21 protein-coding genes, 2 tRNA genes and 1 pseudogene are annotated in these 23,969 nt (G+C 71.5%); 14 read left to right on the top strand and 10 right to left on the bottom strand.

Annotation, left to right across the window (positions count from 1 at the left end):
• Positions 1-9: 9 nt before the first annotated feature.
• The 3 genes from ACZ6SQ_RS31670 (at position 10) to ACZ6SQ_RS31660 (ending at position 2,924) form a co-directional block, all read left to right on the top strand.
• Positions 10-83 (top strand) — tRNA-Met (locus ACZ6SQ_RS31670).
• A 229-nt stretch (positions 84-312) separates the two neighbouring features.
• Complete coding sequence (locus tag ACZ6SQ_RS31665) at positions 313-2,214, top strand: tetratricopeptide repeat protein (RefSeq protein ID WP_469568191.1); 1,902 nt, start codon at positions 313-315, stop codon at positions 2,212-2,214.
• A gap of 636 nt (positions 2,215-2,850) precedes the next feature.
• Positions 2,851-2,924: transfer RNA gene (locus ACZ6SQ_RS31660), tRNA-Met, on the top strand.
• Positions 2,925-3,054: 130 nt separating this feature from the next.
• On the opposite strand, the gene ACZ6SQ_RS31655 is transcribed toward ACZ6SQ_RS31660, so the two are convergent.
• A complete protein-coding gene (locus ACZ6SQ_RS31655; protein WP_356686356.1) occupies positions 3,055-3,471 on the bottom strand; it encodes a Fur family transcriptional regulator in 417 nt (138 codons plus the stop codon).
• 144 nt (positions 3,472-3,615) lie between these two features.
• On the opposite strand from ACZ6SQ_RS31655, the gene ACZ6SQ_RS31650 reads away from it, so the two are divergent.
• Positions 3,616-5,067: a catalase gene (locus ACZ6SQ_RS31650; protein WP_469568189.1), complete on the top strand. Its 1,452-nt coding sequence runs from the start codon at positions 3,616-3,618 to the stop codon at positions 5,065-5,067.
• Between the two features lie 85 nt (positions 5,068-5,152).
• On the opposite strand, the gene ACZ6SQ_RS31645 is transcribed toward ACZ6SQ_RS31650, so the two are convergent.
• Positions 5,153-5,545 carry a CBS domain-containing protein gene (locus tag ACZ6SQ_RS31645; RefSeq protein WP_386378861.1) on the bottom strand — a complete coding sequence of 131 codons (393 nt, stop codon included), beginning with the start codon at positions 5,543-5,545 and terminating at the stop codon, positions 5,153-5,155.
• A 170-nt stretch (positions 5,546-5,715) separates the two neighbouring features.
• Positions 5,716-6,516, bottom strand: a complete 801-nt coding sequence (hisN, locus tag ACZ6SQ_RS31640) for a histidinol-phosphatase (RefSeq protein ID WP_469568186.1) — start codon at positions 6,514-6,516, stop codon at positions 5,716-5,718.
• Positions 6,517-6,991: 475 nt separating this feature from the next.
• Here hisN and ACZ6SQ_RS31635 point away from each other — a divergent pair, with 475 nt between their 5' ends.
• Positions 6,992-7,636, top strand: coding sequence for a TetR/AcrR family transcriptional regulator (locus ACZ6SQ_RS31635; RefSeq protein ID WP_469568251.1), 645 nt, complete (start codon positions 6,992-6,994; stop codon positions 7,634-7,636).
• On the opposite strand, the gene ACZ6SQ_RS31630 is transcribed toward ACZ6SQ_RS31635, so the two are convergent.
• From ACZ6SQ_RS31630 to ACZ6SQ_RS31615, 4 genes are all read right to left on the bottom strand, one after another.
• Entirely contained in the window at positions 7,602-7,925 is a 324-nt protein-coding gene (locus ACZ6SQ_RS31630) for a DMT family transporter (RefSeq protein WP_469568184.1), read from the bottom strand. The two genes, ACZ6SQ_RS31635 and ACZ6SQ_RS31630, sit on opposite strands and share 35 nt — an antisense overlap.
• A gap of 130 nt (positions 7,926-8,055) precedes the next feature.
• On the bottom strand, positions 8,056-9,066 hold the full coding sequence (rsgA, locus tag ACZ6SQ_RS31625; RefSeq protein ID WP_469568182.1) for a ribosome small subunit-dependent GTPase A: 1,011 nt from the start codon (positions 9,064-9,066) through the stop codon (positions 8,056-8,058).
• Positions 9,067-9,083: 17 nt separating this feature from the next.
• Complete coding sequence (gene aroA, locus ACZ6SQ_RS31620; RefSeq protein WP_469568180.1) at positions 9,084-10,400, bottom strand: 3-phosphoshikimate 1-carboxyvinyltransferase; 1,317 nt, start codon at positions 10,398-10,400, stop codon at positions 9,084-9,086.
• 204 nt (positions 10,401-10,604) lie between these two features.
• On the bottom strand, positions 10,605-11,318 hold the full coding sequence (locus tag ACZ6SQ_RS31615; RefSeq protein WP_469568179.1) for a M50 family metallopeptidase: 714 nt from the start codon (positions 11,316-11,318) through the stop codon (positions 10,605-10,607).
• 50 nt (positions 11,319-11,368) lie between these two features.
• On the opposite strand from ACZ6SQ_RS31615, the gene ACZ6SQ_RS31610 reads away from it, so the two are divergent.
• The 9 genes and pseudogenes from ACZ6SQ_RS31610 to ACZ6SQ_RS31570 all read left to right on the top strand — a co-directional run bounded on the left by ACZ6SQ_RS31610 (position 11,369) and on the right by ACZ6SQ_RS31570 (position 19,305).
• Positions 11,369-12,184: an SOS response-associated peptidase gene (locus ACZ6SQ_RS31610; RefSeq protein WP_386378852.1), complete on the top strand. Its 816-nt coding sequence runs from the start codon at positions 11,369-11,371 to the stop codon at positions 12,182-12,184.
• Between the two features lie 19 nt (positions 12,185-12,203).
• A complete protein-coding gene (locus ACZ6SQ_RS31605; protein WP_469568247.1) occupies positions 12,204-12,833 on the top strand; it encodes an alpha/beta hydrolase family protein in 630 nt (209 codons plus the stop codon).
• 262 nt (positions 12,834-13,095) lie between these two features.
• Positions 13,096-13,791, top strand: a complete 696-nt coding sequence (locus ACZ6SQ_RS31600; RefSeq protein ID WP_386378851.1) for a sigma-70 family RNA polymerase sigma factor — start codon at positions 13,096-13,098, stop codon at positions 13,789-13,791.
• Positions 13,788-14,090, top strand: a complete 303-nt coding sequence (rsrA, locus tag ACZ6SQ_RS31595) for a mycothiol system anti-sigma-R factor (protein ID WP_469568176.1) — start codon at positions 13,788-13,790, stop codon at positions 14,088-14,090. Before ACZ6SQ_RS31600 ends, rsrA begins: the two co-directional genes overlap by 4 nt.
• A gap of 133 nt (positions 14,091-14,223) precedes the next feature.
• A pseudogene (locus ACZ6SQ_RS31590) lies at positions 14,224-14,668 on the top strand (hypothetical protein); the annotation flags it as partial.
• A gap of 107 nt (positions 14,669-14,775) precedes the next feature.
• Positions 14,776-15,756 carry a tetratricopeptide repeat protein gene (locus tag ACZ6SQ_RS31585; RefSeq protein ID WP_386378991.1) on the top strand — a complete coding sequence of 327 codons (981 nt, stop codon included), beginning with the start codon at positions 14,776-14,778 and terminating at the stop codon, positions 15,754-15,756.
• 150 nt (positions 15,757-15,906) lie between these two features.
• Positions 15,907-16,557: a peptide deformylase gene (gene def, locus ACZ6SQ_RS31580; protein ID WP_469568174.1), complete on the top strand. Its 651-nt coding sequence runs from the start codon at positions 15,907-15,909 to the stop codon at positions 16,555-16,557.
• A gap of 295 nt (positions 16,558-16,852) precedes the next feature.
• Positions 16,853-17,935, top strand: coding sequence for an epi-isozizaene synthase (gene cyc1, locus ACZ6SQ_RS31575; protein WP_469568171.1), 1,083 nt, complete (start codon positions 16,853-16,855; stop codon positions 17,933-17,935).
• Positions 17,932-19,305 (top strand): bifunctional albaflavenone monooxygenase/terpene synthase, encoded by a 1,374-nt coding sequence (locus ACZ6SQ_RS31570; protein WP_469568169.1) that lies wholly within the window; start codon positions 17,932-17,934, stop codon positions 19,303-19,305. Before cyc1 ends, ACZ6SQ_RS31570 begins: the two co-directional genes overlap by 4 nt.
• A gap of 9 nt (positions 19,306-19,314) precedes the next feature.
• On the opposite strand, the gene ACZ6SQ_RS31565 is transcribed toward ACZ6SQ_RS31570, so the two are convergent.
• The 3 genes from ACZ6SQ_RS31565 to ACZ6SQ_RS31555 all read right to left on the bottom strand — a co-directional run bounded on the left by ACZ6SQ_RS31565 (position 19,315) and on the right by ACZ6SQ_RS31555 (position 23,906).
• Complete coding sequence (locus ACZ6SQ_RS31565; protein ID WP_469568167.1) at positions 19,315-20,283, bottom strand: GlxA family transcriptional regulator; 969 nt, start codon at positions 20,281-20,283, stop codon at positions 19,315-19,317.
• A gap of 255 nt (positions 20,284-20,538) precedes the next feature.
• Positions 20,539-21,495: a ribonucleotide-diphosphate reductase subunit beta gene (locus ACZ6SQ_RS31560; protein WP_469568245.1), complete on the bottom strand. Its 957-nt coding sequence runs from the start codon at positions 21,493-21,495 to the stop codon at positions 20,539-20,541.
• Between the two features lie 56 nt (positions 21,496-21,551).
• Positions 21,552-23,906 carry a ribonucleoside-diphosphate reductase subunit alpha gene (locus ACZ6SQ_RS31555; RefSeq protein WP_469568165.1) on the bottom strand — a complete coding sequence of 785 codons (2,355 nt, stop codon included), beginning with the start codon at positions 23,904-23,906 and terminating at the stop codon, positions 21,552-21,554.
• Between the last annotated feature and the right edge of the window lie 63 nt (positions 23,907-23,969).

Below are 23,969 nucleotides of genomic sequence, written 5' to 3'. Positions count from 1 at the left end.
CCACAACGACGCGGGGTGGAGCAGCTCGGTAGCTCGCTGGGCTCATAACCCAGAGGTCGCAGGTTCAAATCCTGTCCCCGCTACTGAAGTCGACGGTATGACGTCGACGGGCGAAGGCCCGGATCCGATACAGGATCCGGGCCTTCGTGGTGTGCGAACGCATGTGCAGATACGTGGGGGATCGTCGCGCCGCCGTGGGGAGTTGAGCGAACTGTGTTTGACTTGTCTCTCTGTGGGCATGTCGACAAAACGCTGAAGTGACCTCACGGGCTGCGATATACCGGGTGTACCCAGGTTGCAGGTGGTGCGACGATGGACGTTATGGGGGACAAGGCAACTCTGTTGGAGACAGGGCGATTTGTGCAGCCTTCCGGCCGCGTGGAACCCGGCCCGGAACGGGACGAAACGGGCGACGCGGCGGAGGAGGCGCAGTACCTGATCGCCGCAGAGGCGGGGGACGTCGAGGCGATGAGCGTCCTCGGGGCCATGCTGCTGCGCCGCGGTGACCTCGACGGAGCCGAGCCCCATCTGCGTGCCGCGACCGCCGCCGGCGACCGGGCCGCGGCCAACAATCTTGGTGTCCTGCTGCATCAGCGCGGTTACGCCGACGAGGCCGCCGGATGGTGGCGGATCGCCGCCGTCGCCGGGTCCGCGCCCGCCGCGCACGCGCTGGGCCGCCACCACCGTGAGCGCGGCGACGAGCCCGCCGCCGAGTACTGGCTGCGCCAGGCCGCCGAGCAGGACCACGCCCTCGGCGCCTACGCGCTCGCCGATCTGCTGGAGCACCGCGGGGACGCCGGTGCCGAGCGGTGGCTCCGCGCCGCCGCCGAGCGCGGGCACCGGGAGGCGGCGTACCGCCTGGCCAGGGCGCTCGACCGCAGGGGGGCGCCCGAGGGGGAAGCCGGGCCCGACAACGGTGTCATGACGGGCGTCTCCGGTGAGCCCGGCGGCTCCGAGGTGTCCGGCGTCTGCGAGGTGTCCGGCGTCTGCGAGGTGTCCGGCGTCTGCGCGGAGGAGGCCGAGCAGTGGTACCGGCAGGCCGCCGCGCGCGGGCACCGGCGAGCCGCACTCCACCTCGGCGCGATCCTCGAGCGGCGCGGCGACCTGAAGGAGGCGGGGCGCTGGTACCTGACCTCCGCCAAGGACGGCGAGGCGCGGGCCGCCTGCGCGCTGGGCTTCCTGCTGCGCGACGCCGGGGACACCGAGAGCGCCGCCGTGTGGTGGCTGCGTGCCGCGCAGGACGGCGACGGCAACGCGGCGAACGCGCTGGGCGCGCTGCACGCCGAGCGTGGTGAGCCGCAGACGGCCGAGCGGTGGTACCGGGCCGCGATGGACGCGGGCGATGTGAACGGGGCGTACAACCTCGGGCTGCTCTGCGCCGAGCAGGGCCGTGTCCCGCAGGCCGAGCAGTGGTACCGGCGGGCGGCCTACGCCGGGCACCGCGAGGCCGCCAACGCGCTGGCCGTCCTGCTGCTCCAGGGCAGTGATCAGACGGGCGCGGAGCCGTGGTTCTCCAAGGCCGCGGAGGCCGGCAGCGTGGACGCCGCGTTCAATCTCGGCATCCTCTACGCCGGGCGGGGCGAGGACGTGACGGCCCTTCGCTGGTACGAGCGGGCGGCGGCCGCCGGGCACACCGAGGCCGCGCTCCAGGTCGGGATCGCGCGTCTGCGTGACGGTGAGGAGCAGGAGGCCGAGCGGCATCTGCGGTGCGCCGCCGGCGGGGGCAGCGCGGAGGGTGCCTATCGGCTGGCCGCGCTGCTGGACGCGCGTCGGCCGCCCGTGTCCGCGCATGAGCTCGGGGAGCCGGTGCGGGAGCGGTCGGAGTGCGAGGAGTGGTACGAGCGGGCCGCCTCCCAGGGGCATCGGCGGGCCCAGGTGCGGGTCGGGATGCTGGCCGCGGCGCGGGGCGATGTCGTCGAGGCGGCGCGGTGGTACCGGTCCGCGGCGGAGGCCGGGTCCCGGAACGGGGCGTTCAACCTCGGGCTGCTGCTGGCGCGGGAGGGCAGTGAGCCGGAGGCGGCGGTGTGGTGGACGCGGGCGGCTGACGCCGGGCATGGGCGGGCGGCGTTGCGGCTGGCCCTCGTCTATGCGCGTCGGGGTGAGCTCGCGGAGGGGCAGCGGTGGGCCGACCGTGCGGTGTCGCTCGGCCCTGCGGAGGTCGCGGAGCGGGCGGCGCGGTTGCGGGACGCCCTGCGCGAGGAACTCTCGGCGTAGGTCTTCTTGGCCGGGGGTTCCTGAAGCGCCCCTTTGGGTGCGCGGGGAACGGCGCGATCAGCCCGCCATGGCCCGCGCGTGCTCACCGGCGTCAGGGCCTACGGCGCTGCCGTGCCGACCCCGAGGGCGGTGTGCAGCTCGGCGGTGCGAGGTGCCGCCGCGCCCACCCGTGCCGCCCTTGGCGGCACGCATGCCCGCGGAGGCGGGCGTCTTTGGGGGCGCGGGGAACTGCGCGCTCAGCCCGCCACGGCCCGCGGGTGCTCACCGGCGTCAGGGCCTGCGGCGCCGCCGTGCCTACCCCGAGGGGGGTGTGCAGCGCGGCGGTGCGAGGTGCCGCCGCGCCCACCCGTGCCGCCCTTGGCGGCACGCATGCCCGCGGAGGCGGGCGTCTTTAGGGGCGCGGGGAACGGCGCGATCAGCCGACCGCGGCCCGTACTCGCCCACTGGCGTCAGGGCCTACGGCGTCGCATGCCAACCCTGAAGCGATGCGCAGCGCGGCGGTGCGAGGTGCCGCCGCGCCCACCCGTGCCGCCCTTGGCGGCACGCATGCCCGCGGAGGCGGTGGTGGGGCCCGCGTGCCTCCATGGAATGGATTTGCTTCCGTGTGCGTCCCTGACGTAGTGTTCTGTTCACCGACGCGGGGTGGAGCAGCTCGGTAGCTCGCTGGGCTCATAACCCAGAGGTCGCAGGTTCAAATCCTGTCCCCGCTACTGAAGGCCGAGGGCCGGAATCCGAAAGGGTTCCGGCCCTCGGTGTTTGCTGAGCCGGTGTGCGGCGTACGCACATGGAAAAGGCCCCCGATGCCGGGGGCCTTTTCTCATGCTGCGGTGGTGGTGAGCGTCACGCCTTGGCGCAGTCCGGGCACACGCCCCGGTACGTGACCTCGACGTCCGAGACCGTGAAGCCGAAGCGCTCGGTGTCGGGGAGGTCGGCGAGCGGGTTGCCCGAGGGGTGGACGTCCCGGATCGCGCCGCACCGGGCGCAGACCAGGTGGTGGTGCGGACGGTGCGCGTTGGGGTCGTACCGCTTGGCGCGGCGGTCTGTCGAGACCTCCAGCACCTCACCGAGGGTGACCAGCTCGCCCAGCGTGTTGTAGACGGTCGCCCGGGAGATCTCCGGCAGCCGTGTCACCGCGCGCGCGTGGACCTCGTCGGCCGTCAGATGGACGTGCTCGCCGTCCAGGACCTCGGCCACGACACGACGCTGCGCGGTCATCCGCCATCCGCGTCCGCGCAGCCGCTCAAGAAGGTCGCTCATGGCATCAGCCTAACAGCTAGACGGACCAGGTCACGACCGGGTGTGAAGTTAGAGTCCAGCTGGATTTGGACTTAGTCCAGTATAGGATCGACAACGGCTTTGGCCAAAGGACAGGACAAGCACGACATGGCGCAGGAGACCCACGTGACTCAGGGACCGCTTACGACCGAGGCCGGTGCCCCGGTGGCCGACAACCAGAACAGCGAGACCGCCGGTGCCGGCGGCCCGGTTCTGGTCCAGGACCAGCTCCTGCTGGAGAAGCTCGCCCACTTCAACCGCGAGCGCATCCCCGAGCGGGTCGTGCACGCCCGCGGCGCCGGGGCGTACGGCACCTTCACGGTGACGGCGGACGTGACGCCGTACACGCGCGCCGCGTTCCTCTCCGAGGTCGGCAAGCGGACCGAGGTCTTCCTGCGGTTCTCCACGGTGGCCGGCAACCTCGGTGCCGCGGACGCCGTCCGTGACCCGCGCGGCTTCGCGCTGAAGTTCTACACCGAGGAGGGCAACTACGACCTCGTCGGCAACAACACCCCGGTGTTCTTCATCAAGGACGCCATCAAGTTCCCCGACTTCATCCACACCCAGAAGCGCGACCCGTACACGGGCAGCCAGGAGGCCGACAACGTCTGGGACTTCTGGGGGCTGAGCCCCGAGTCGACCCACCAGGTGACCTGGCTGTTCGGCGATCGCGGCATCCCGGCGTCGTACCGCCACATGAACGGCTACGGCTCGCACACCTTCCAGTGGAACAACGAGGCCGGCGAGGTCTTCTGGGTCAAGTACCACTTCAAGACCGACCAGGGGATCAAGAACCTGACCGCCGCCGAGGCCGAGATCCTCGCGGGCAGGGACCCCGACTCGCACCAGCGCGACCTGCGCCGGGCGATCGAGCGCGGGGAGTACCCGAGCTGGACCGTGCAGGTGCAGATCATGCCCGCGGCGGACGCGGCGACGTACCGCTTCAACCCGTTCGACCTCACCAAGGTGTGGCCGCACGAGGACTACCCGCCCCTCGAGATCGGCCGGCTGGAGCTCGACCGCAATCCGCGCAACGTCTTCGCCGAGGTCGAGCAGAGCATCTTCTCGCCCGCCCACTTCGTGCCGGGCATCGGTCCGTCGCCCGACAAGATGCTCCAGGGACGGCTGTTCGCGTACGGCGACGCCCACCGCTACCGCGTCGGCATCAACGCCGACCACCTGCCGGTGAACCGTCCGCACGCCACCGAGGCGCGCACCAACTCCCGTGACGGGTATCTGTACGACGGCCGCCACGACGGCGCGAAGAACTACGAGCCGAACAGCTTCGGCGGCCCGCAGCAGACCGGACGTCCGCTGTGGCAGCCGGTCGCGGTGAGGAGCGCCACCGGCGACCACGCGGCTCCCGTGCACGCCGAGGACGACGACTTCGTCCAGGCGGGCACGCTCTACCGGCTGATGGGCGAGGACGAGCGCGAGCGGCTGGTCGCGAACCTGGCGGGCGCGATGGCCGGCGTCACGCGCGACGACATCGTCGAGCGGGCGATCGGCAACTTCCGCCGGGCGGACGAGGACTTCGGCAAGCGGCTCCGCGCCGCGGTCGAGGCACTGCGCGGCTGACGCCGCCGCCGCTCGGCGCCGGGTGCGGGCCGGACCTCCCTGTGGAGGCCCGGCCCGTTCTGGCCGTACGGGCGGACGGGACGGGTCAGGCGGGGACCTGCTGCCGGGCCGGTACCCAGCAGCGGATGATGTCGCGGACCGAGACGATCCCGGCCGGGCCGTCCTCGTCGAGCACGATCAGATGGCGGAAGCCGCCGTGTGTCATGGCGCGGGCCGCCTCCTCCAGCGTCCAGGCCGGTGCGGCGAAGACGACGTCGGTGGTCGTGTGGTCGTGGGCGCGTTCGGTGTCCGGGTTCTGGCCCAGGCCGAGGGAGTTGAGGACGTCGCGTTCGGTCAGGATGCCGATGCCGCCGGCATCGGGGTCGAGCACCACGGCCGCGCCCACCCGGCGGGCGGACATGAGAGCGGCGGCCTGACGAAGGGTGTGGTTGGGGCCGATGGTGAGGACCATCGTGCTCATGGCGTCACGGACGAGCATGGGCTTGAGCCACCTCCTGGAGTGTCCCGCCCCTTGTTCATCGATTCACAAGTTCACAAGTGGGGGGACTTTCAGGGTGGCAGGTCAAGAACGGGTCAACAAGAGGGCGCGCGCGGCCGTTTGACGGCGCGTGGCGGATATTCCGTTTCCTGTCCGCGCGGGTCGAGTCCCTATCCGCGCGGGTCGAGATACCCCAGCAGCTCGTCGTGCAGCAGGCCGTTGGACGCGGCCGCGTTGCCGCTGTGCGGGCCGGGCCGGCCGTCGAGTCCGGTGAACGTGCCGCCGGCCTCCGTCACCACGATCGCGTTGGCCGCCATGTCCCAGAGCGAGAGTTCCGGTTCCGCGCACATGTCCACCGAACCCTCGGCGACCATCATGTACGGCCAGAAGTCGCCGTACGCGCGCGTGCGCCAGACCTCGCGGGTGAGGTCCAGGAAGCCGTCGAGGCGGCCCTGCTCCTCCCAGCCGGAGAGCGAGGAGTACGCGAACGAGGCGTCCGCGAGGCCGGAGACGCCCGAGACGTGGATGCGGGTGGCGGAGGCCAGGCTGCGGCCGGTGTACGCGCCGTGGCCCTTCGCGGCCCACCAGCGGCGGCCGAGGGCGGGGGCGGAGACCAGGCCCACGACGGGCTGGTAGCCGCCCTCGGCGGCCTCCATCAGGGAGATCAGGGTCGCCCAGACGGGGACGCCGCGGACGTAGTTCTTGGTGCCGTCGATCGGGTCGATCACCCAGCGGCGGGGGCCGGTGCCCTCCAGGCCGTACTCCTCGCCGAGGATCGCGTCCCTCGGGCGGGCGCGCTGCAGCTGTCCGCGGATCAGCTCCTCGGCGGCCTTGTCCGCTTCGCTCACCGGGGTCATGTCCGGCTTGGTCTCGACCTTCAGGTCGAGTGCCTTGAAGCGGTCCATCGTCGCCGCGTCTGCCGCGTCCGCGAGGACGTGGGCGAGGCGGAGGTCGTCGAGGTAATCGGCCATGTGGGGAACCGTATCCGGCGTGACGGTGCGGGGGCCACCGGGGGCAGCGCCCTGGGGGGCGGGGAACTGTGCGATCAGCCGTCGGCAGCCTGCGCCCGGTTTACGACCGTGACCACCCCTGCGGCCGTCGGCGGGCCGGGGTGAGGGCGGTGCGCAGCTCGGCGTCGGCGAGGTGCCGCCGCGCCCACCCGGGCCGCCCTTGGCGGCGCGCATGCCTGCGGCTGGGTGGGGCAGCGCCCTGGGGGCGCGGGGAGCTGCGCGGTCGTCGGCGGGTAGGGGCGGTGCGCAGCTCGGCGGTGCGAGGTGCCGCCGCGCCCACCCGTGCCGCCCCTGGCGGCGCGCATGCCCGCGGCTACGGCGGCGGCGCGCATGTCCGCGGCTGGGGCGGCGGCGCGTATGCCTGTGGCTGGGGCCCTTGACAGGGGCCCTGGGCGCGTCAAATCTGGGCGCAGAGGTGGTGGGAACCCGGGAGGCGATGATGCCGTCGGCGCGGGAATCTTTACTGGATGCTGCCTACACGGCGCTGGCGCGGCGGGCGTGGTCCGCGGTGCGGATGGTGGACGTGGCAGCTTCGGCCGGAGTGTCCCGGCAGACCCTCTACAACGAGTTCGGGAGCAAGGACGGCCTGGCCCGCGCGCTGGTGCGGCGCGAGGCGGACGGATATCTGGCGGGAGTCGAGCGGGCCCTCGCCGCGTTCCCCGACGCCCGCGAGAAACTGACCGCCGCCGCCGAGTGGACCACCGCCACCGCCCGCGACAACGCGCTCGTGAGAGCCCTGCTGACGGGCTGCTGGAACGAGCGGCTGCCCGCGCTCGCGCTCGCCGCCGTGCGGTCCTCCTCGGTCACGCCCGCGCAGCGCCGCGCCGACGGGCCACTGCCCTCGCCCGCCGACTTCGTGACCCTCGTACGGGACCGGGCCGTCGCCGCCGTCGCCGGCCCCGGCGTGTACCGCACCAGGCAGGACACCGCCGATCTGGCCCGCTCCTGCGAGGTCGCGGTACGGCTCGCCCTGTCCTGCGTTCTGGCGCCGCCCGCCGAGGGCGGTGTCGCCGACCTCGTCCGCGGGGTCCTGCCCGGCGCCGGGGTCAGTGCGCCGAGCCCGACAGCTGGAGTCCGATGACCCCGCAGATGACGAGCACGATGGACACGATCTTCAGCGTGGAGACCACGTCACCGAGGAAGGCCATGCCGTAGATCGCCGTGCCCGCCGCGCCGATGCCGGTCCACACCGCGTACGCCGGACCCACGTCGAGCTTGCGCAGCGACAGCGTGAGCAGGCCGAAACTGCCCAGTGCGAAGATCGCGAAGGCGACGGTGGGCCAGAGCCTGGTGAATCCGTGCGACAGCTTCAGGCAGACGGCGAAGCCGGTTTCGAGCAGCCCCGCCACGATGACCAGCAGCCACGCCATGTGCTGTTCCTCCCGTAACTCCTGGCTCTGCGACGCTCTGTGACCGTTCGTCAGGCTTTACTCGCTCTTGGGGTCCGGCTTTTGCGATTATGCCCTTACCGGACTCGCGTGGAGTCAAACAACGCGGGAGTCAGTCACCTTCCCTGCGCTCACGGGTCGCCAGCAGCCGGCGCAGCGAGTACAGCCGTGCCGGGTCGGCGTGGCCCTCGGCCACCCACGCGTCCAGCGCGCAGTCCGGCTCGTCGTGGCTGCACGCGCGCGGACAGCCCTCGGTGCCCGGCTCCAGCTCCGGGAAGGCGTGGATCACCCGCGACGGGTCGATGTGCGCCAGCCCGAAGGACCGCACGCCCGGTGTGTCGATCACCCAGCCGTCCGCCCCATACAGCGGCAGCGCCAGCGCCGAGGTGGTGGTGTGCCGGCCGCGTCCCGTCACCGCGTTCACCCGGCCGGTCAGCCGACGGCGGTCCTCCGGGACCAGCGCGTTGACCAGGGTCGTCTTGCCGACGCCGGAGTGGCCGACGAACGCCGTGGCCTTGCCGGCCAGATGCTCGCGCACCCGGTCCGCCGCGCCGCCGCTCTCCAGCTCCTCGCGGCTGGTCACGACGTACGGGATGTCGAGATCGCCGTACAGCTCCAGCAGCTCGTCCGGCGGGGCGAGGTCCGACTTGGTCATCACCAGCAGCGGGGTCAGCCCGCCGTCGTACGCGGCGACCAGGCAGCGGTCGATCAGCCGGGGCCGCGGCTCGGGGTCGGCGAGGGCGGTGACGATGGCGAGCTGGTCGGCGTTGGCCACGACCACCCGCTCGTACGGGTCGTCGTCGTCGGCGGTGCGGCGCAGCACCGAGTCGCGCTCCTCGATGCGGACGATCCGCGCGAGCGTGTCCTTCTTGCCCGACAGATCGCCCACGAGCGCCACGCGGTCGCCGACCACGGCGGCCTTGCGGCCCAGTTCACGGGCCTTCATGGCGATCACGGGCTGTTCGTCGACCAGGCAGGTGAGCCTGCCCCGGTCGACGGTGAGGACCATGCCCTCGGCGGCGTCCTCGTGCTTGGGCCGGATGTTCGTCCGCGGCCGGTTCCCCTTGCGGTTGGGGCGCTGGCGGATGTCGTCCTCGTCGGTGTGCTTGCCGTAGCGGCGCATGGTGGTTCCCCGCGTCCCTACGCCCCGAGCATCCCGGTCCACAGGTCGGGGAAGTCCGGCAGTGTCTTCGCCGTCGTCGCCACGTTCTCGATCTGTACGCCCTCGACCGCCAGGCCGATGATCGCGCCGGCCGTCGCCATGCGGTGGTCCTCGTAGGTGTGGAAGACACCGCCGTGCAGTCGGCGGGGCCGGATGTGCAGTCCGTCGGCGGTCTCGGTGACGTCGCCGCCGAGCTCGTTGATCTCCTTGGTGAGCGCGGCCAGCCGGTCCGTCTCGTGCAGCCGCAGGTGCGCCACGCCGCGCAGGGTGGAGGGGGAGTCCGCGAGGGCCGCGACCGCCGCGATGCCCGGGGTCAGCTCGCCGACCTCGCCGAGGTCCACGTCGATGCCGTGCACGGCACCCGAACCGGTGAACACCAGGCCGTACTCGGTCAGCTCGCAGGAGCCGCCCATCTCGGTGAAGATCTCCCGCAGCCGGTCACCCGGCTGGGTGGTGCGGACCGGCCAGTCCGGGATCAGCACCTTGCCGCCGGTCACCAGGGCGGCCGCCAGGAACGGCTGGGCGTTGGAGAGGTCGGGCTCGATCACCAGGTCGCGGCCGAGCAGCGCGCCCGAGGTGACCCGCCAGACGTTGGGCTCGCCGCCGGACTCGGGGGTGTCGACCTGCGCGCCGACCGAGCGCAGCATGTCCACCGTCATCCGGATGTGCGGCATCGACGGCAGCGTGGACCCGGTGTGCCGGACCTCCACGCCCTGGTTGAAGCGCGGGGCGGACAGCAGCAGGGCGCTGACGAACTGCGAGGACGAGGAAGCGTCGATCTCCACCCGGCCGCCGTCCAGGGCACCGCTGCCGTGCACGGTGAGGGGCAGCGCGCCGCGCCCGTCGTCGTCGATCCGGGCGCCGAGCACGCGCAGGGCGTCGATGACGCCGTTCAGGGGGCGCTCGTAGGAGCGGGGGTCGCCGTCGAAGCGGACGGGGCCGTCGGCGAGCGCGGCGACCGGCGGCAGGAAGCGCATCACCGTGCCGGCGTTGCCGACGTCGACCGTGGCCGGGCCGCGCAGCGCGGCGGGGATGACCCGCCAGAACTCGCCGGTGCCGTCCGGGCCCACGCCCTCCTCGATGCCCACGCCCATCGTGCGCAGCGCGTCGGCCATCAGCAGGGTGTCGCGGGAGCGCAGCGGGCGGCGCAGCCAGCCGGGTTCGCTCGCGAGCGCGGCGAGCACGAGGGCGCGGTTGGTGACCGACTTGGACCCCGGCACGTGGACCGTCGCGTCGACGGCTCCGCTCGCGTGCGGGGCGGGCCAGAGTGCGGTGTGGGCGGGGTTCACGGTCATGGGCCCCACTTTAGTGGCTGACGGCGAGGCGAGATCTTGATCGAGAACGGCTCCGCGGCCCGTGCGGGACCGCCACCGTCAACCTCCGTACCGCGTCCGTTCGGGACCGCTGCCGTCGACCTCGGTACCGCGGTCCGTCCGCGACCGCCGCGGTCGACGTCCGTACCGCGTCCCGTGCGGGACCGGCGGGGCAGCCCCGCCGCGTCACAGCTCCAGCAGCCACCGTCCGCCGCCGACGAGGGAGCACAGCGACACCGCGTGGAAGAGGAACAGCCACACCCCCGCCGGCGCGTGCGTCAGCCGGGCGAGCTGGTCGGCGTCCGAGTCGCCCGCGCCTCCCCGGCGCCGCTTGGACTGGAGCTCGAACGCCGGCCGCACACCGCCCAGCAGCAGGAACCAGACCACCGCGTACGCGAACGCCGCCTGCACCTGGGCCCCGGCCAGCCAGGACACCAGCAGGAAGGTGCCGCCGGTCAGCACGACGGTGAGCGCCCCGTACGCGTTGCGGATCATCACCAGCACGGCCAGCAGCAGCGCCGTGGCCAGCCACAGCAGCAGCGTGATGCGGCCCGCGGCGAGCAGGGCCGCGCCGCCGAGGCCCAGCAGCGGGGGAGCGGTGTAGCCGGCCGCCGCGGTGAGGATCATGCCGATGCCGTGCGGCTTGCCGCGGCTGACGGTGAGGCCGCTGGTGTCGGAGTGCAGACGTATGCCGGTCAGGGTGCGGCCGGTGAGCAGCGCGACCAGTCCGTGGCCGCCCTCGTGGGCGATGGTGATCGCGTTGCGGGCGATGCGCCAGGGGCCGGGCGGGAGGACCACCGCTGCGGCGGCGACCAGGGTCGCGATCACCACCCACAGATCCGGGTCGGTCTGGGTGCCGACGAGTTCGTCCCACAGAGAGGTCGCTGTACTGCTGTCCATGTTCCCGGGTCGCTCCCTGTCCTGGTGCGGAGTCTGGCAGTGTGGCACGTATGTGCGGACGGTATGCAGCCAGTCGTAGGCCCGAGGACCTCGCGGGAGTCTTCGAGATCGAGAAGTGGGAGCCCGAGGAGACCCTGGAGCCCGACTACAACGTGGCGCCCACCAAGGAGGTCTACGCCGTCCTGGACCGTCCCCTGAAGGACGCGGACGACCGGCGCCCGGTTCGCCAGCTGCGCAAGCTGAAGTGGGGGCTCGTGCCGTCCTGGGCCAAGACGCCCGAGGGCGGGGCCCGGATGATCAACGCACGCGCGGAGACCGTGCACGAGAAGCCCGCCTACCGCCGCGCCTTCGCCGCCCGCCGCTGCATCCTGCCCGCCGACGGCTACTACGAGTGGGTCACCGGCAAGCAGGAGCGCGATCTGGAGGTGGAGGGGAAGAAGAAGCGTCCCCGCAAGCAGCCCTACTTCGTGCTGCCCGCCGACGGGTCGGTCTTCGCCATGGCCGGGCTGTACGAGTTCTGGCGGGACGGCACCCTGCCCGACGACCACCCCAGGGCCTGGTGGACGACCTGCTCGGTGATCACCACCGAGGCCGAGACGACGCCGCTGGCCGTGTCGCCCGCCGAGGGTCCGCACGTGCTCGCCGAGATCCACCCGCGTATGCCGCTGATGCTCACCCCGGACCGCTGGGACGCCTGGCTGGACCCCGCCCGCACCGACCCCGACGGCCTGCGCGAGCTGCTCGTGCCCCCGCCGGCCGGCCTGATGCGCGCCTACCCGGTGAGCACAGCCGTCAGCAACGTCCGCAACAACGGGCCGGAGCTGCTGAAGGAGCTGGAGGGCCCCGAAGAGGGCACACTCTTCTGACGTGACCACCTCTTCCGGCGTGACCACCGAGACCATCGGCACCGAGGCGGGGGACGCCCGGATCACCTGGCATCCCGCGCCGCGGCCCCGTCTCGTCCTCGCCGTCAGCCACGGCGCGGGCGGCGGCATCGAGGCCCGCGACCTCCAGGCCCTCGCGCACACGCTCCCCGAGTACGGGGTGAGCGTCGCCCTCGTCGAACAGCCCTGGCGGGTCGCGGGCAGGAAGGTCGCCACCGCGCCGAAGACCCTGGACGTCGGCTGGCGCGGCATCTGGCCCGCGGTGAGCGCGCCCGGCCTGCCCGTCGTCTCCGGCGGCCGGTCGGCCGGGGCCCGCGTCGCCTGCCGCACGGCCACCGAGCTCGGCGCGCTCGCCGTCCTCGCGCTCAGCTTCCCGCTGCACCCGCCGGGCAGGCCCGAGAGGTCCCGAGCCGCCGAACTGCTCGGCGCCGGGGTGCCCACCCTCGTCGTCCAGGGCGGCAACGACCCGTTCGGCAGACCGGAGGAGTTCCCCGAGGGCACTCATGAACTGGTCGAGGTGCCCCAGGGCGATCACGGACTGACGGTGCCGAAGCGGGCCCCGCTGACCCAGGCCGAGGCGCTGGCGATCGTCACGGACGCCGTCGTGGAGTGGACCGGGTCACTCGGCTGAACGGCCGGGAATGCGGAGCGGCACCGCTTGGTTGAGGCGGACAGAAGTGCCGGCGTCCCGGCATTCGAGACGCGTCGTGGGAGAGGAAGTCCGCCGCATGGGTTCGACGTATTGCCCGAGCCGCAGTACCCGCTCTGACCTGGACTGGACGGTACTGCACGCGGCCAGGAGCGCGCCGATTCGGGCGGCGGCGGACACGGGTCGTGTTCTATCCTCCGAAACGAGTGGGACCGGACTCGGTTCCGCCCGGGATCTTGAGGAGGTGGGTCCGGTCACTGGGACCGACGCAGGGACCGACAACGGCCAGGCGGAGCTGCCCGAGGGCCAGGGCATGAGCGCGGACACCGGCACGGAGTCCGCCGACGAGCGCAGCGCGCGCTTCGAACGGGACGCGCTCGCATTCCTCGACCAGATGTACTCGGCCGCGCTGCGCATGACGCGCAATCCGGCCGACGCGGAGGACCTGGTCCAGGAGACGTACGCCAAGGCGTACGCGTCGTTCCACCAGTTCCGCGAGGGCACCAACCTCAAGGCCTGGCTGTACCGCATTCTCACCAACACCTTCATCAACTCGTACCGCAAGAAGCAGCGTGAACCGCAGCGCAGCGCGGCCGAGGAGATCGAGGACTGGCAGCTCGCCCGCGCCGAGTCGCACATGTCGACCGGTCTGCGCTCCGCGGAGTCGCAGGCGCTCGACCACCTGCCCGACTCGGACGTGAAGGAAGCCCTCCAGGCGATCCCCGAGGAATTCCGCATCGCCGTCTATCTCGCGGACGTCGAGGGCTTTGCGTACAAGGAGATCGCGGACATCATGGGGACACCCATCGGTACGGTGATGTCCCGGCTGCACCGGGGCCGCCGTCAACTGCGCGGCATGCTGGAGGACTACGCCCGCGAACGCGGACTGGTCCCGGCGGGCGCCGGAGAGTCGAACGAAGCGAAAGGCTCGGGCTCATGAGCTGCGGAGAGCCGCACGAGACGGACTGCAGTGAGGTACTCGACCATCTCTACGAGTTCCTCGACAGTGAGATGCCGGACGTCGATCGCGACAAGTTCAAGCAGCACTTCCGCGAGTGCTCGCCGTGCCTGGAGAAGTACGGGCTCGAAGAGGCCGTGAAGAAGCTGGTCAAGCGCTGCTGCGGGCATGACGACGTGCCCACCGACCTGCGTTCCAAGGTCATGGGGCGGCTCGACCTGATCCGCGCCGGGCAGGCGGTGCCCGAGCACGACATCACGGTCACGCCGCAGGAGTCCTGACCTCCCGGGCCGCACAGGGGTCCCGGCCCGGCCGGGACTCGCCGCCCTCACCCGTACGTGCCCATCCGAGGGGCTTTGCCCCGGACGCCTCCCTCCCCGCCCGAGGGCCCTCCTGACGGATCTCCGGGGAGGTGCGGTCACCCTGCTCGGCGGTGTACCGCACATCGTGCGCGGCCACGGCCCCACCGCCGACGAGCCGGCCCGCCGCGTGCTCACCGTCAAGTTCGCCGCAGGCTGCTTCCAACCCCTCTGCAAGCAGGGCGTGTTCACCGACTGGAGCGGCCCGGCGTATGTGCTGCCGCCGGCCGGCCTGCTCTTCCCGGCCGTGCCGTGCGACGCGGCGGTCGCCGTGGTCGTCGAGCGGCGGGCCGCCCTACCGCGAGCAGCCGACGGCCGCGAGGATCGTCCGGGCGGTGAACGCGTACGAGGTGAAGGCCCGGGGTACGGGTCCCGGCGGGCCCCTGAAGGCCCTGGGGGAGCCGCGGCCCGGGACGGCCGGGGACTGTGCGCCGGACGTGATGGAAGCGCTGGCCAGAGTGCTCGCCGGAGACTGTCTGACGCTGCCCGCGGCTGGGTAACCCATGGGTAATGAGCGCCCTTCCGGCAGCACGTGGTTGGATGCGAAGGAGAGAGAGTGTCCGGGGGCACTGGCCAGCCCACCAAACGGAACTGGCAGGCGGGAATCGTGAGGATCTTCGGCAAGGGACGGCACCGGCCCTCCGCCTCCTGGCGGCAGGCCACGGACCGCGCGTTCACGCTGATCGGCGACGGCCGTTACGAGGACGCGGGCGCGCTGCTGACGCGCGCCGCCGACCTGGAGCCCTGGCTGTCCGAGTCCTGGTTCAACCTCGCCCTGCTGCACAAGTTCCGGCACGACTGGGAGCAGGCCCGCACGGCCGGACTGCGCGCGGTCGCCCTGCTCGACCGGGAGACCGGCGCACCCGACTGGTGGAACGTGGGCATCGCGGCCACCGCACTCCAGGACTGGCCGCTGGCCCGTCGCGCCTGGCAGGCCTACGGGCTCCCGGTGCCCGGCGGCGCGGCCGCCTCCGGCGAACCCGTCGGCATGGACCTGGGCAGCGCGGCGGTGCGGCTGTCGCCCGAGGGCGAGGCCGAGGTCGTCTGGGGACGCAGGCTCGACCCGGCCCGGCTGGAGGTGCTGTCGATCCCGCTGCCGTCCTCCGGGCGCCGCTGGGGCGAGGTCGTCCTGCACGACGGCGTGCCGCACGGCGAGCGGACCACCTCCGCCGGGCACGCCTACCCGGTCTTCGACGAGATCGAGCTGTGGGCGCCGTCGCCCGTGCCTACCTGGGTGGTGCTGCTGGAGGCGGCGACCGAGGCGGACCGGGACGCGCTGGAGCAGCTCGCCGCCGACGCGGGGTTCGCGGCGGAGGACTGGTCCTCGTCGGTGCGGCTGCTGTGCCGGATGTGCTCGGAGTCGCGGATGCCGGCGGACGAGGGCGACGGTGAGCACCTGGATCCCCACGACCACAGCGAGCCCGGTCATCCCGGGCCCCTGGGGCACCGGACCGACGGGTCGCTCTGGGTGCCGGAGCGGGAGTGCGGGGTGGCTGCGCCGGCTTCGCTGGTCAGGGGGTTGCTGGACGGGTGGGTGGCTGATTCACCCGATTCGCGGGACTGGCGGGATCTCGAAGAGGTGTGCTGAGGCCGTTCCCGGGCGCGGGTCCGTTGTGGCCGGTCGCGCCCACGCGGCGGAGCCGCGCACCGACACCGTCCCGCGCCCTTCAGGGGGCGCCGCCCCTTACCCTGTTAGAGCACTACCCCCCTGATTTTGTTGAGGAAGGCATCGTCGGTCATGGCGCAGCAGGACACCGATCAGCAGCACGCGGGCGTGCTCCCCGTGGACGACGAGGGCTTCGTCATCGACTCCGAGGACACCGAGGAGCGCGAGGGGGCGTGGCGGGAGGCCGGGACCTCCCGGCCGATCACGGTCGTCGGCAACCCGGTGCTGCACAAGGAGTGCCAGGACGTCACCGACTTCGGTGAGGACCTCCAGCAGCTGGTCGCCGACATGTTCGCCAGTCAGCGCACCGCCGAGGGCGTGGGCCTGGCCGCGAACCAGATCGGCGTGGGCCTGAAGGTCTTCGTCTACGACTGCCCGGACGACGAGGGCGCGCGCCACGTCGGTGTCGTCTGCAACCCCGAGCTGGTCGAACTGCCCGCCGAGGTGCGCCGGTTGGACGACAGCAACGAGGGCTGCCTGTCGGTGCCGACGGCGTACATGCCGCTCGCCCGTCCGGACTACGCCGAGGTGACCGGGCAGGACGAGAAGGGCAATCCGATCAAGGTGCGCGGCACCGGCTACTTCGCCCGCTGCCTCCAGCACGAGACGGATCACCTGTACGGGTACCTCTACATCGACCGTCTCTCCAAGCGGGACCGTAAGGACGCGCTGCGGCAGATGGCCGAGAACGAGCCCCGCTACCCCGTGGTCGCGAACGACTGACCATGCTCCACATCTTGAACCAGCGGCGCCCGCCGGGGAGTTGATCCCGGGCGGGCGCCGCTCGCATCTGCCCGTTCGTCAGTCCGTCACATGTTCGACCCCATAGCATCCGCAGTCTCTCCACAACAGTCACACAGGAGGTGCGTCTCGGCATCTCGGGGTAGTGAATGGAGCAAATCCGTTCCCAGAACGGTCAGTTGTAGTGCTGAATGGGAAGTGCGGGGATACGCAACGGCGCACGCCCGGCACGGCGGGAGGGGTGTGCGCACTCTGGTCGGCTGAGAGGGGTCTGTTCGTGTCTTCATTCCCACACGGCACCACATCGACGACGGCGCTCGCGGTCCCACCAGCACTCTCTCTGCCGGTGATCGAAGAGGACTTTCCCCGGCAACTGCACGGCTATTGGCCCAGGCTCCAGGAGAAGACCAGGACCTGGCTGCTGGAAAAACGGCTGATGCCCGCCGACAAGGTGGAGGAATATGCCGACGGTCTTTGCTACACCGACCTCATGGCCGGCTACTACATCGGCGCGCCCGACGAGGTCATGCAGGCGATAGCCGACTACAGCGCCTGGTTCTTCGTCTGGGACGACCGGCACGACCGTGACATCGTGCACGGCCGGGCGGTCGCCTGGGAGGAGTTGCGGGCGCGCCTGCACCTGGCCCTGGACTCCCCGGCGGCCCATCTGCACCACCCGGATCCCCTGGTCGCGGGGTTCGCCGACAGCGTCCGGCGGCTGTACTCCTTCCTTCCGGCGACCTGGAACGCCCGCTTCGCCCGGCACTTCCACACCGTCATCGAGGCGTACGACCAGGAATTCCACAACCGTGTCGAGGGGACCGTCCCGACGGTGGAGGAATATCTCGCCCTGCGCCGCCTCACCTTCGCGCACTGGATCTGGACCGACCTGCTGGAGGCGAGTGCGGAACTCGAACTCCCGGACGGGGTGCGGAAAGACCCCGCATTCCGGCGGGCCGCACTGCTGAGCCAGGAATTCGCCGCGTGGTACAACGACCTCTGCTCGCTGCCCAAGGAAATTGCGGGCGACGAGGTCCACAATCTCGGAATCAGTCTCATCATCCATGAGGGGCTGACACTCGAAGAAGCTGTCACGGAAGTCAGACGCCGCGTTCTGCGCTGCATCGAGGAATTCCTCGTCGCCGAACGGGAGGCGCTGGAGTTCGCGGACCGCCTCGCCGACGGCACCGTCCGGGGAAAGGAACTCGGCACTGCCGTACGCGCATGCCTGGGAAATATGCGGAACTGGTTCAGTTCCGTGTACTGGTTCCACCACGAGTCCGGCCGTTACCGGGTCGACAGCTGGGACGACCGTGCGACACCCCCGTACGTCAACAACGAAGCGGCAGGTGAGAAATGACCGTCGAGTCCGTCAGGCCCCTCGGGGCCGAAGCGCCGGAACTGCGTGAGCCGCCCCTCGCCGGAGGCGGGATACCGCTGCTCGGCCACGGCTGGAAACTGGCCCGCGACCCGCTCACCTTCATGTCCCGGCTGCGCGAGCACGGCGACGTCGTGCGGCTGCGGCTCGGCCCCAAGACGGTCTACGCCGTCACCACCCCCGACCTCACCGGAGCCCTCGCCCTCAGCCCCGACTTCAAGATCGACGGCCCGCTGTGGGAGTCCCTGGAGGGACTGCTCGGCAAGGAGGGCGTGGCCACCGCCAACGGGCCCCGGCACCGTCGCCAGCGGCGCACCATCCAGCCCGCCTTCCGGCTGGACGCCATCCCCGGCTACGGCCCGATCATGGAGGAGGAGGCGCACGCGCTGGCCGCGCGCTGGCAGCCCGGTGAGACCGTCGAGTGCACCTCGGAGTCCTTCCGGGTCGCCGTGCGCATCGCCGCGCGCTGTCTGCTGCGCGGCGACTACATGGACGAGCGCGCCGAACGGCTGTGCGCCGCCCTCGCCGTCGTCTTCCGGGGCATGTACCGGCGCATGGTGGTGCCGCTCGGGCCGCTGTACCGGCTGCCGCTGCCGGCCAACCGCGAATTCAACCGCGCACTGGCCGATCTGCATCTCCTCGTCGACGAGATCGTCGCCGAGCGCCGGGCATCCGGTCAAAGGCCGGACGATTTGCTGACGGCATTGCTCGAGGCGAAGGACGAGAATGGCGACCCCATCGGGGAACAGGAGATCCACGACCAGGTCGTCGCGATACTCACCCCCGGCAGCGAAACCGTGGCGTCCACGATCATGTGGCTCCTCCATGTACTCGCCGAGCATCCCGAGCACGCGGACCGGGTGTGTGCGGAAGTTGAATCCGTGACCGGTGGGGGCCGGCCCGTCGCATTCGAGGACGTCCGCAAGCTCACCCACACCAACAATGTCGTCGTCGAGGCGATGCGTTTGCGACCCGCCGTGTGGATATTGACCCGGCGGGCGGTCACCGACACCGAACTCGGCGGCTATCGCATTCCGGCCGGGGCCGACATCGTCTACAGCCCGTACGCGATCCAGCGCGACGCGCGTTCGTACGTGCAGAACCTGGAGTTCGACCCCGACCGCTGGCTTCCCGAACGCGCCAAGGACGTACCGAAATACGCCATGAGCCCGTTCAGCGTGGGCAATCGGAAGTGCCCCAGCGACCACTTCTCGATGGCCCAGCTGACGCTGATCACGGCGGCGCTGGCCGGCAGGTACCGCTTCGAGCAGGTCGAGGGCTCCGACGACGCCACCCGCATCGGCATCACCCTGCGCCCCGGCCGGCTGCTGCTGCGACCGGTGCTGCGCTGACGGCACCGCTCAAGCGGCCGCCTCGGGACCCCGGAAGGTGCGCCGGTAGGCGTTCGGCGTGGTCCCCAGCGCCCGGACGAACTGATGGCGCAGGGCGGCCGCCGTGCCGAAGCCGGTGCGGCCGGCGATGGTGTCCACCGTCTCGTCCGTCACCTCCAGCAGCCGCTGCGCCAGCAGCACCCGCTGGCGCAGGATCCAGCGGTACGGCGTCGTCCCGGTCTCCTGCTGGAAGCGGCGGGCGAAGGTGCGCGGGGACATCAGCGCGCGGGCGGCGAGCTGCTCGACGGTGACCTCCTCGTCGAGGTTGCGCTCCATCCAGGCGAGCACCTCGCCGACGGTGTCGCACGGCGCCGCGGGCAGCGGCCGGTCGACGTACTGGGCCTGGCCGCCGTCGCGGTGCGGGGGTACGACCATCCGGCGCGCGATGGCGTTGGCGACCTCGGTGCCCTCCTCCTTGCGCACGATGTGCAGACAGGCGTCGATCCCGGCCGCCGTGCCCGCCGAGGTGATCACCGGGTCCTCGTCCACGTACAGCACATCGGGCTCCACGACCGCGCGCGGATAGCGCCGGGCCAGCTCGTCGACATGCTTCCAGTGCGCCGCGCAGCGCCGCCCGTCGAGCAGCCCGGCCGCGCCCAGCACGAACACCCCGGAGCACACGCTCAGCACCCGGGCGCCCCGGTCCACCGCCCTGACCAGGGAGTCGAGCAGCGCGCTCGGCCACTGGCGGGCCAGGAAGTCGTTGCCGGCGGGTACGGCGATCAGATCGGCCTCGTCGAGCCGGTCCAGGCCGTACGGCGTGGCGAGGGTGAAGCCCGGGACATGGGTGGTCAGGGTGGGGCCCTCGGCGGAGACGACCGCGAAGTCGTACACCGGCAGTCCCTGGTCGCTGCGGTCGAGGCCGAACACCTCGCACACGACGCCCAGTTCGAAGGGATGTACGCCGTCGAGCAGGACGACGGCCACGTTCTTCAGCACGACTCACCTCGCAGGCATGGCGGCATGCTGCCAGTGTGCCTCAGGTGTGGCAGTAATTCGAGGGAGTGCGGCAGTCCTGCCACTGTCAGGAGCGTCGCCCGAGTTCGACACTGGACGCATGAACGCACTCACGGAATACCTCGCAGTCGCGCTTCTCGTCCTCGTCCTCGCAGCTCCGGCGCTCGTGGGAGCGATCCACGAGCGCCGGATCGACCGCCAGCTGAAGGCGGCCGAGGCCCAAAGGTCCTCCGAGGGTCAGAAGTCCTCGTCCAGGTCGACGGTGCCCTCCACCGCCACCTGGTACGCCGAGGGACGCCTCTCGAAGAAGTTGGTCAGCTCCTGAACCCCCTGGAGCTCCATGAAGGAGAACGGGTTCTCCGAGCCGTACACCGGCGCGAAGCCCAGGCGGGTCAGCCGCTGGTCGGCCACGCACTCCAGGTACTGCCGCATCGACTCGGTGTTCATCCCCGGCAGACCGTCGCCGCACAGGTCGCGGGCGAACTGCAGCTCGGCCTCGACAGCCTCCGCGAGCATGTCGGTGACCTCCTGGCGGAGCCGGTCGTCGAACAGCTCCGGCTCCTCCTTGCGCACGGTGTCGACCACCTCGAACGCGAAGGACATGTGCATCGTCTCGTCACGGAACACCCAGTTGGTGCCCGTGGCGAGACCGTGCAGCAGACCCCGGCTGCGGAACCAGTAGACGTACGCGAAGGCGCCGTAGAAGAACAGGCCCTCGATGCACGCGGCGAAGCAGATCAGGTTCAGCAGGAAACGGCGCCGGTCGGCCTGCGTCTCCAGCCGGTCCAGCTTCTCGACCTCGTTGATCCACCGGAAGCAGAACTCGGCCTTCTCGCGGATGGAGGGGATGTTCTCCACCGCCGCGAACGCGGCCGCGCGGTCCTCCGGGTCGGGCAGATAGGTGTCCAGCAGCGTCAGATAGAACTGGACGTGCACGGCCTCCTCGAACAGCTGCCGTGACAGATACAGGCGCGCCTCGGGCGAGTTGATGTGCTTGTACAGCGTCAGCACCAGGTTGTTCGCGACGATCGAGTCGCCCGTGGCGAAGAACGCCACCAGCCGGCCGATCAGGTGCTGCTCCTCCGGCGTCAGCTTCGCGAGGTCGGCGACGTCCGAGTGGAGGTCGACCTCCTCCACGGTCCAGGTGTTCTTGATCGCGTCCCGGTAGCGCTCGTAGAAGTCCGGGTAGCGCATTGGGCGCAGGGTCAGCTCGAAACCCGGGTCGAGGAGACGGCTGTTGCGGTCGGAGCTCACTGGCAGGCCTCGCAGGACTCGGGGTTCTCAAGGGAGCAGGCCACGGCCTCGGCGGAGGCCTGCTGCGGGACGGGGACGGAAGCCTGCGCGGCACGGGCGATCCTCGTCGCCGGACGCGAGCGCAGGTAGTACGTCGTCTTCAGCCCGGACTTCCAGGCGTAGGCGTACATCGAGGAGAGCTTGCCGATCGTCGGCGTCTCCAGGAACAGGTTCAGCGACTGCGCCTGGTCGAGGTACGGGGTCCGCGCCGCCGCCATGTCGATCAGACCGCGCTGCGGGATCTCCCAGGCCGTGCGGTACAGCGCCCGGACCTCCTCGGGGATCCACGCGAAGCCCTGCACCGACCCGCTGGAGTCGCGCAGCGCCTCCCGGGTGCGGGCGTCCCACACGCCGAGGTCCTTGAGGTCCTGCACCAGGTAGGAGTTGACCTGGAGGAACTCGCCGGACAGGGTCTCGCGCTTGAACAGGTTGGAGACCTGCGGCTCGATGCACTCGTAGACGCCCGCGATCGAGGCGATCGTCGCGGTGGGCGCGATGGCGAGCAGCAGCGAGTTGCGCAGACCCGTCGAGGCGATGCGCTCGCGCAGCGCCGCCCAGCGCTCGGGCCAGGTGAACTCCACGCCGTAGTGGTCGGGGTGCAGCACGCCCCTGGCCGTGCGGGTCTTCTCCCAGGCCGGCAGCGGGCCGCTGCGCTCGGCGAGGTCCGCGGAGGCCTCGTAGGCCGCGAGCATGACGCGCTCGGCGATCCGCGTGGACAGCTGCCGCGCCTCGGCCGAGTCGAAGGGCAGACGCAGCTTGAAGAAGACGTCCTGGAGGCCCATCGCGCCCAGGCCCACCGGACGCCACTTGGCGTTGGAGCGGCCCGCCTGCTCGGTCGGGTAGAAGTTGATGTCGACGACCCGGTCGAGGAAGGTGACGGCGGTGCGGACGGTGGCGTCCAGCCGCTCCCAGTCGATGTCCCCGTCGACGACGAACGCGCCGAGGTTGACCGAGCCCAGGTTGCAGACCGCCGTCTCGCCGTCGTCCGTGACCTCCAGGATCTCCGTGCAGAGGTTGGAGGAGTGGACGACGTGCCCCGGCTCGGCCGTCTGGTTGGCGGTGCGGTTGGCGGCGTCCTTGAAGGTCATCCAGCCGTTGCCGGTCTGCGCGAGGGTGCGCATCATGCGGCCGTAGAGGTCGCGGGCCGGGATCGTCCGGCGCGCGAGACCCTTAGCCTCCGCCTCGCGGTACGCGGCGTCGAACTCCTCGCCCCACAGGTCGACCAGCTCGGGCACGTCGGCGGGGGAGAACAGCGACCAGTCCTGGTCGGCGTTCACCCGGCGCATGAACTCGTCCGGCACCCAGTGCGCGAGGTTCAGGTTGTGCGTACGGCGGGCGTCCTCACCGGTGTTGTCGCGCAGCTCCAGGAACTCCTCGATGTCGGAGTGCCAGGTCTCCAGGTACACCGCCGCGGCGCCCTTGCGACGGCCGCCCTGGTTCACGGCGGCGACCGAGGCGTCGAGCGTCTTCAGGAACGGCACGATGCCGTTGGAGTGGCCGTTGGTGCCCCGGATCAGCGAACCGCGGCTGCGGATGCGGGAGTACGACAGCCCGATGCCGCCGGCGTGCTTGGAGAGCCGGGCCACCTGGTGGTAGCGGTCGTAGATGGAGTCCAGCTCGTCCAGGGGGGAGTCGAGCAGATAGCACGACGACATCTGGGGGTGCCGGGTGCCGGAGTTGAACAGGGTGGGGGAGGACGGCAGGTAGTCGAGGCGGCTCATCAGCCGGTAGAGCGCGGCGACCTCGTCGACGGACCGGTGCGTGTCGTCCTCCGCGAGACCGGAGGCGACGCGCAGCAGGAAGTGCTGGGGCGTCTCGACGACCTTGCGGGTCAGGGGGTGCCGGAGCAGATAGCGGGAGTGCAGGGTGCGCAGGCCGAAGTAGCCGAAGCGGTCGTCGCCCGCCGGGTCGACGAGGGCGTCGAGCCGCTCGGCGTGGATGCGCACGAACTCCGCGGTGCGGTCGGCGATCAGGCCCTCGCGGTGCCCGACCGCGACGGAGCCGGTGAAGGACGTGACGCCCTGGGAGGCGGCCTCGGCGCGGATGGAGAGGGTGAGCAGCCGGGCGGCCAGCCTGCTGTACGCCGGGTCCTCGGAGATGAGACCGGCGGCGGCCTCGGTGGCCAGTTCGCGCAACTCGGCCTCGTCCGCCCGCGCGGACCGGCCGCGCAGCGCCGCCGCGGCCACCCGGCCGGGGTCGGCGTCGGGGAGGTCGGCGGTCAGCTCGGTGAGGGTGCGGAGCAGCGCCGCACCGGGACCGGCCTCGTCCACGGGGATGGCTGCTGAAGCCGGGTCTGCTGGCGCGATGGTCACGGGGGGCTCTCCCTCGCTCGGCACGGAGGGGCCTGGCACGGAGCGGGGCAGCACACGAACGCG

The organism is Streptomyces sp. NPDC048600 (genome assembly GCF_055587025.1).
The sequence above is the reverse complement of the archived record's forward strand: the minus strand, read 5'-3'. Positions and strand labels throughout refer to the sequence as shown.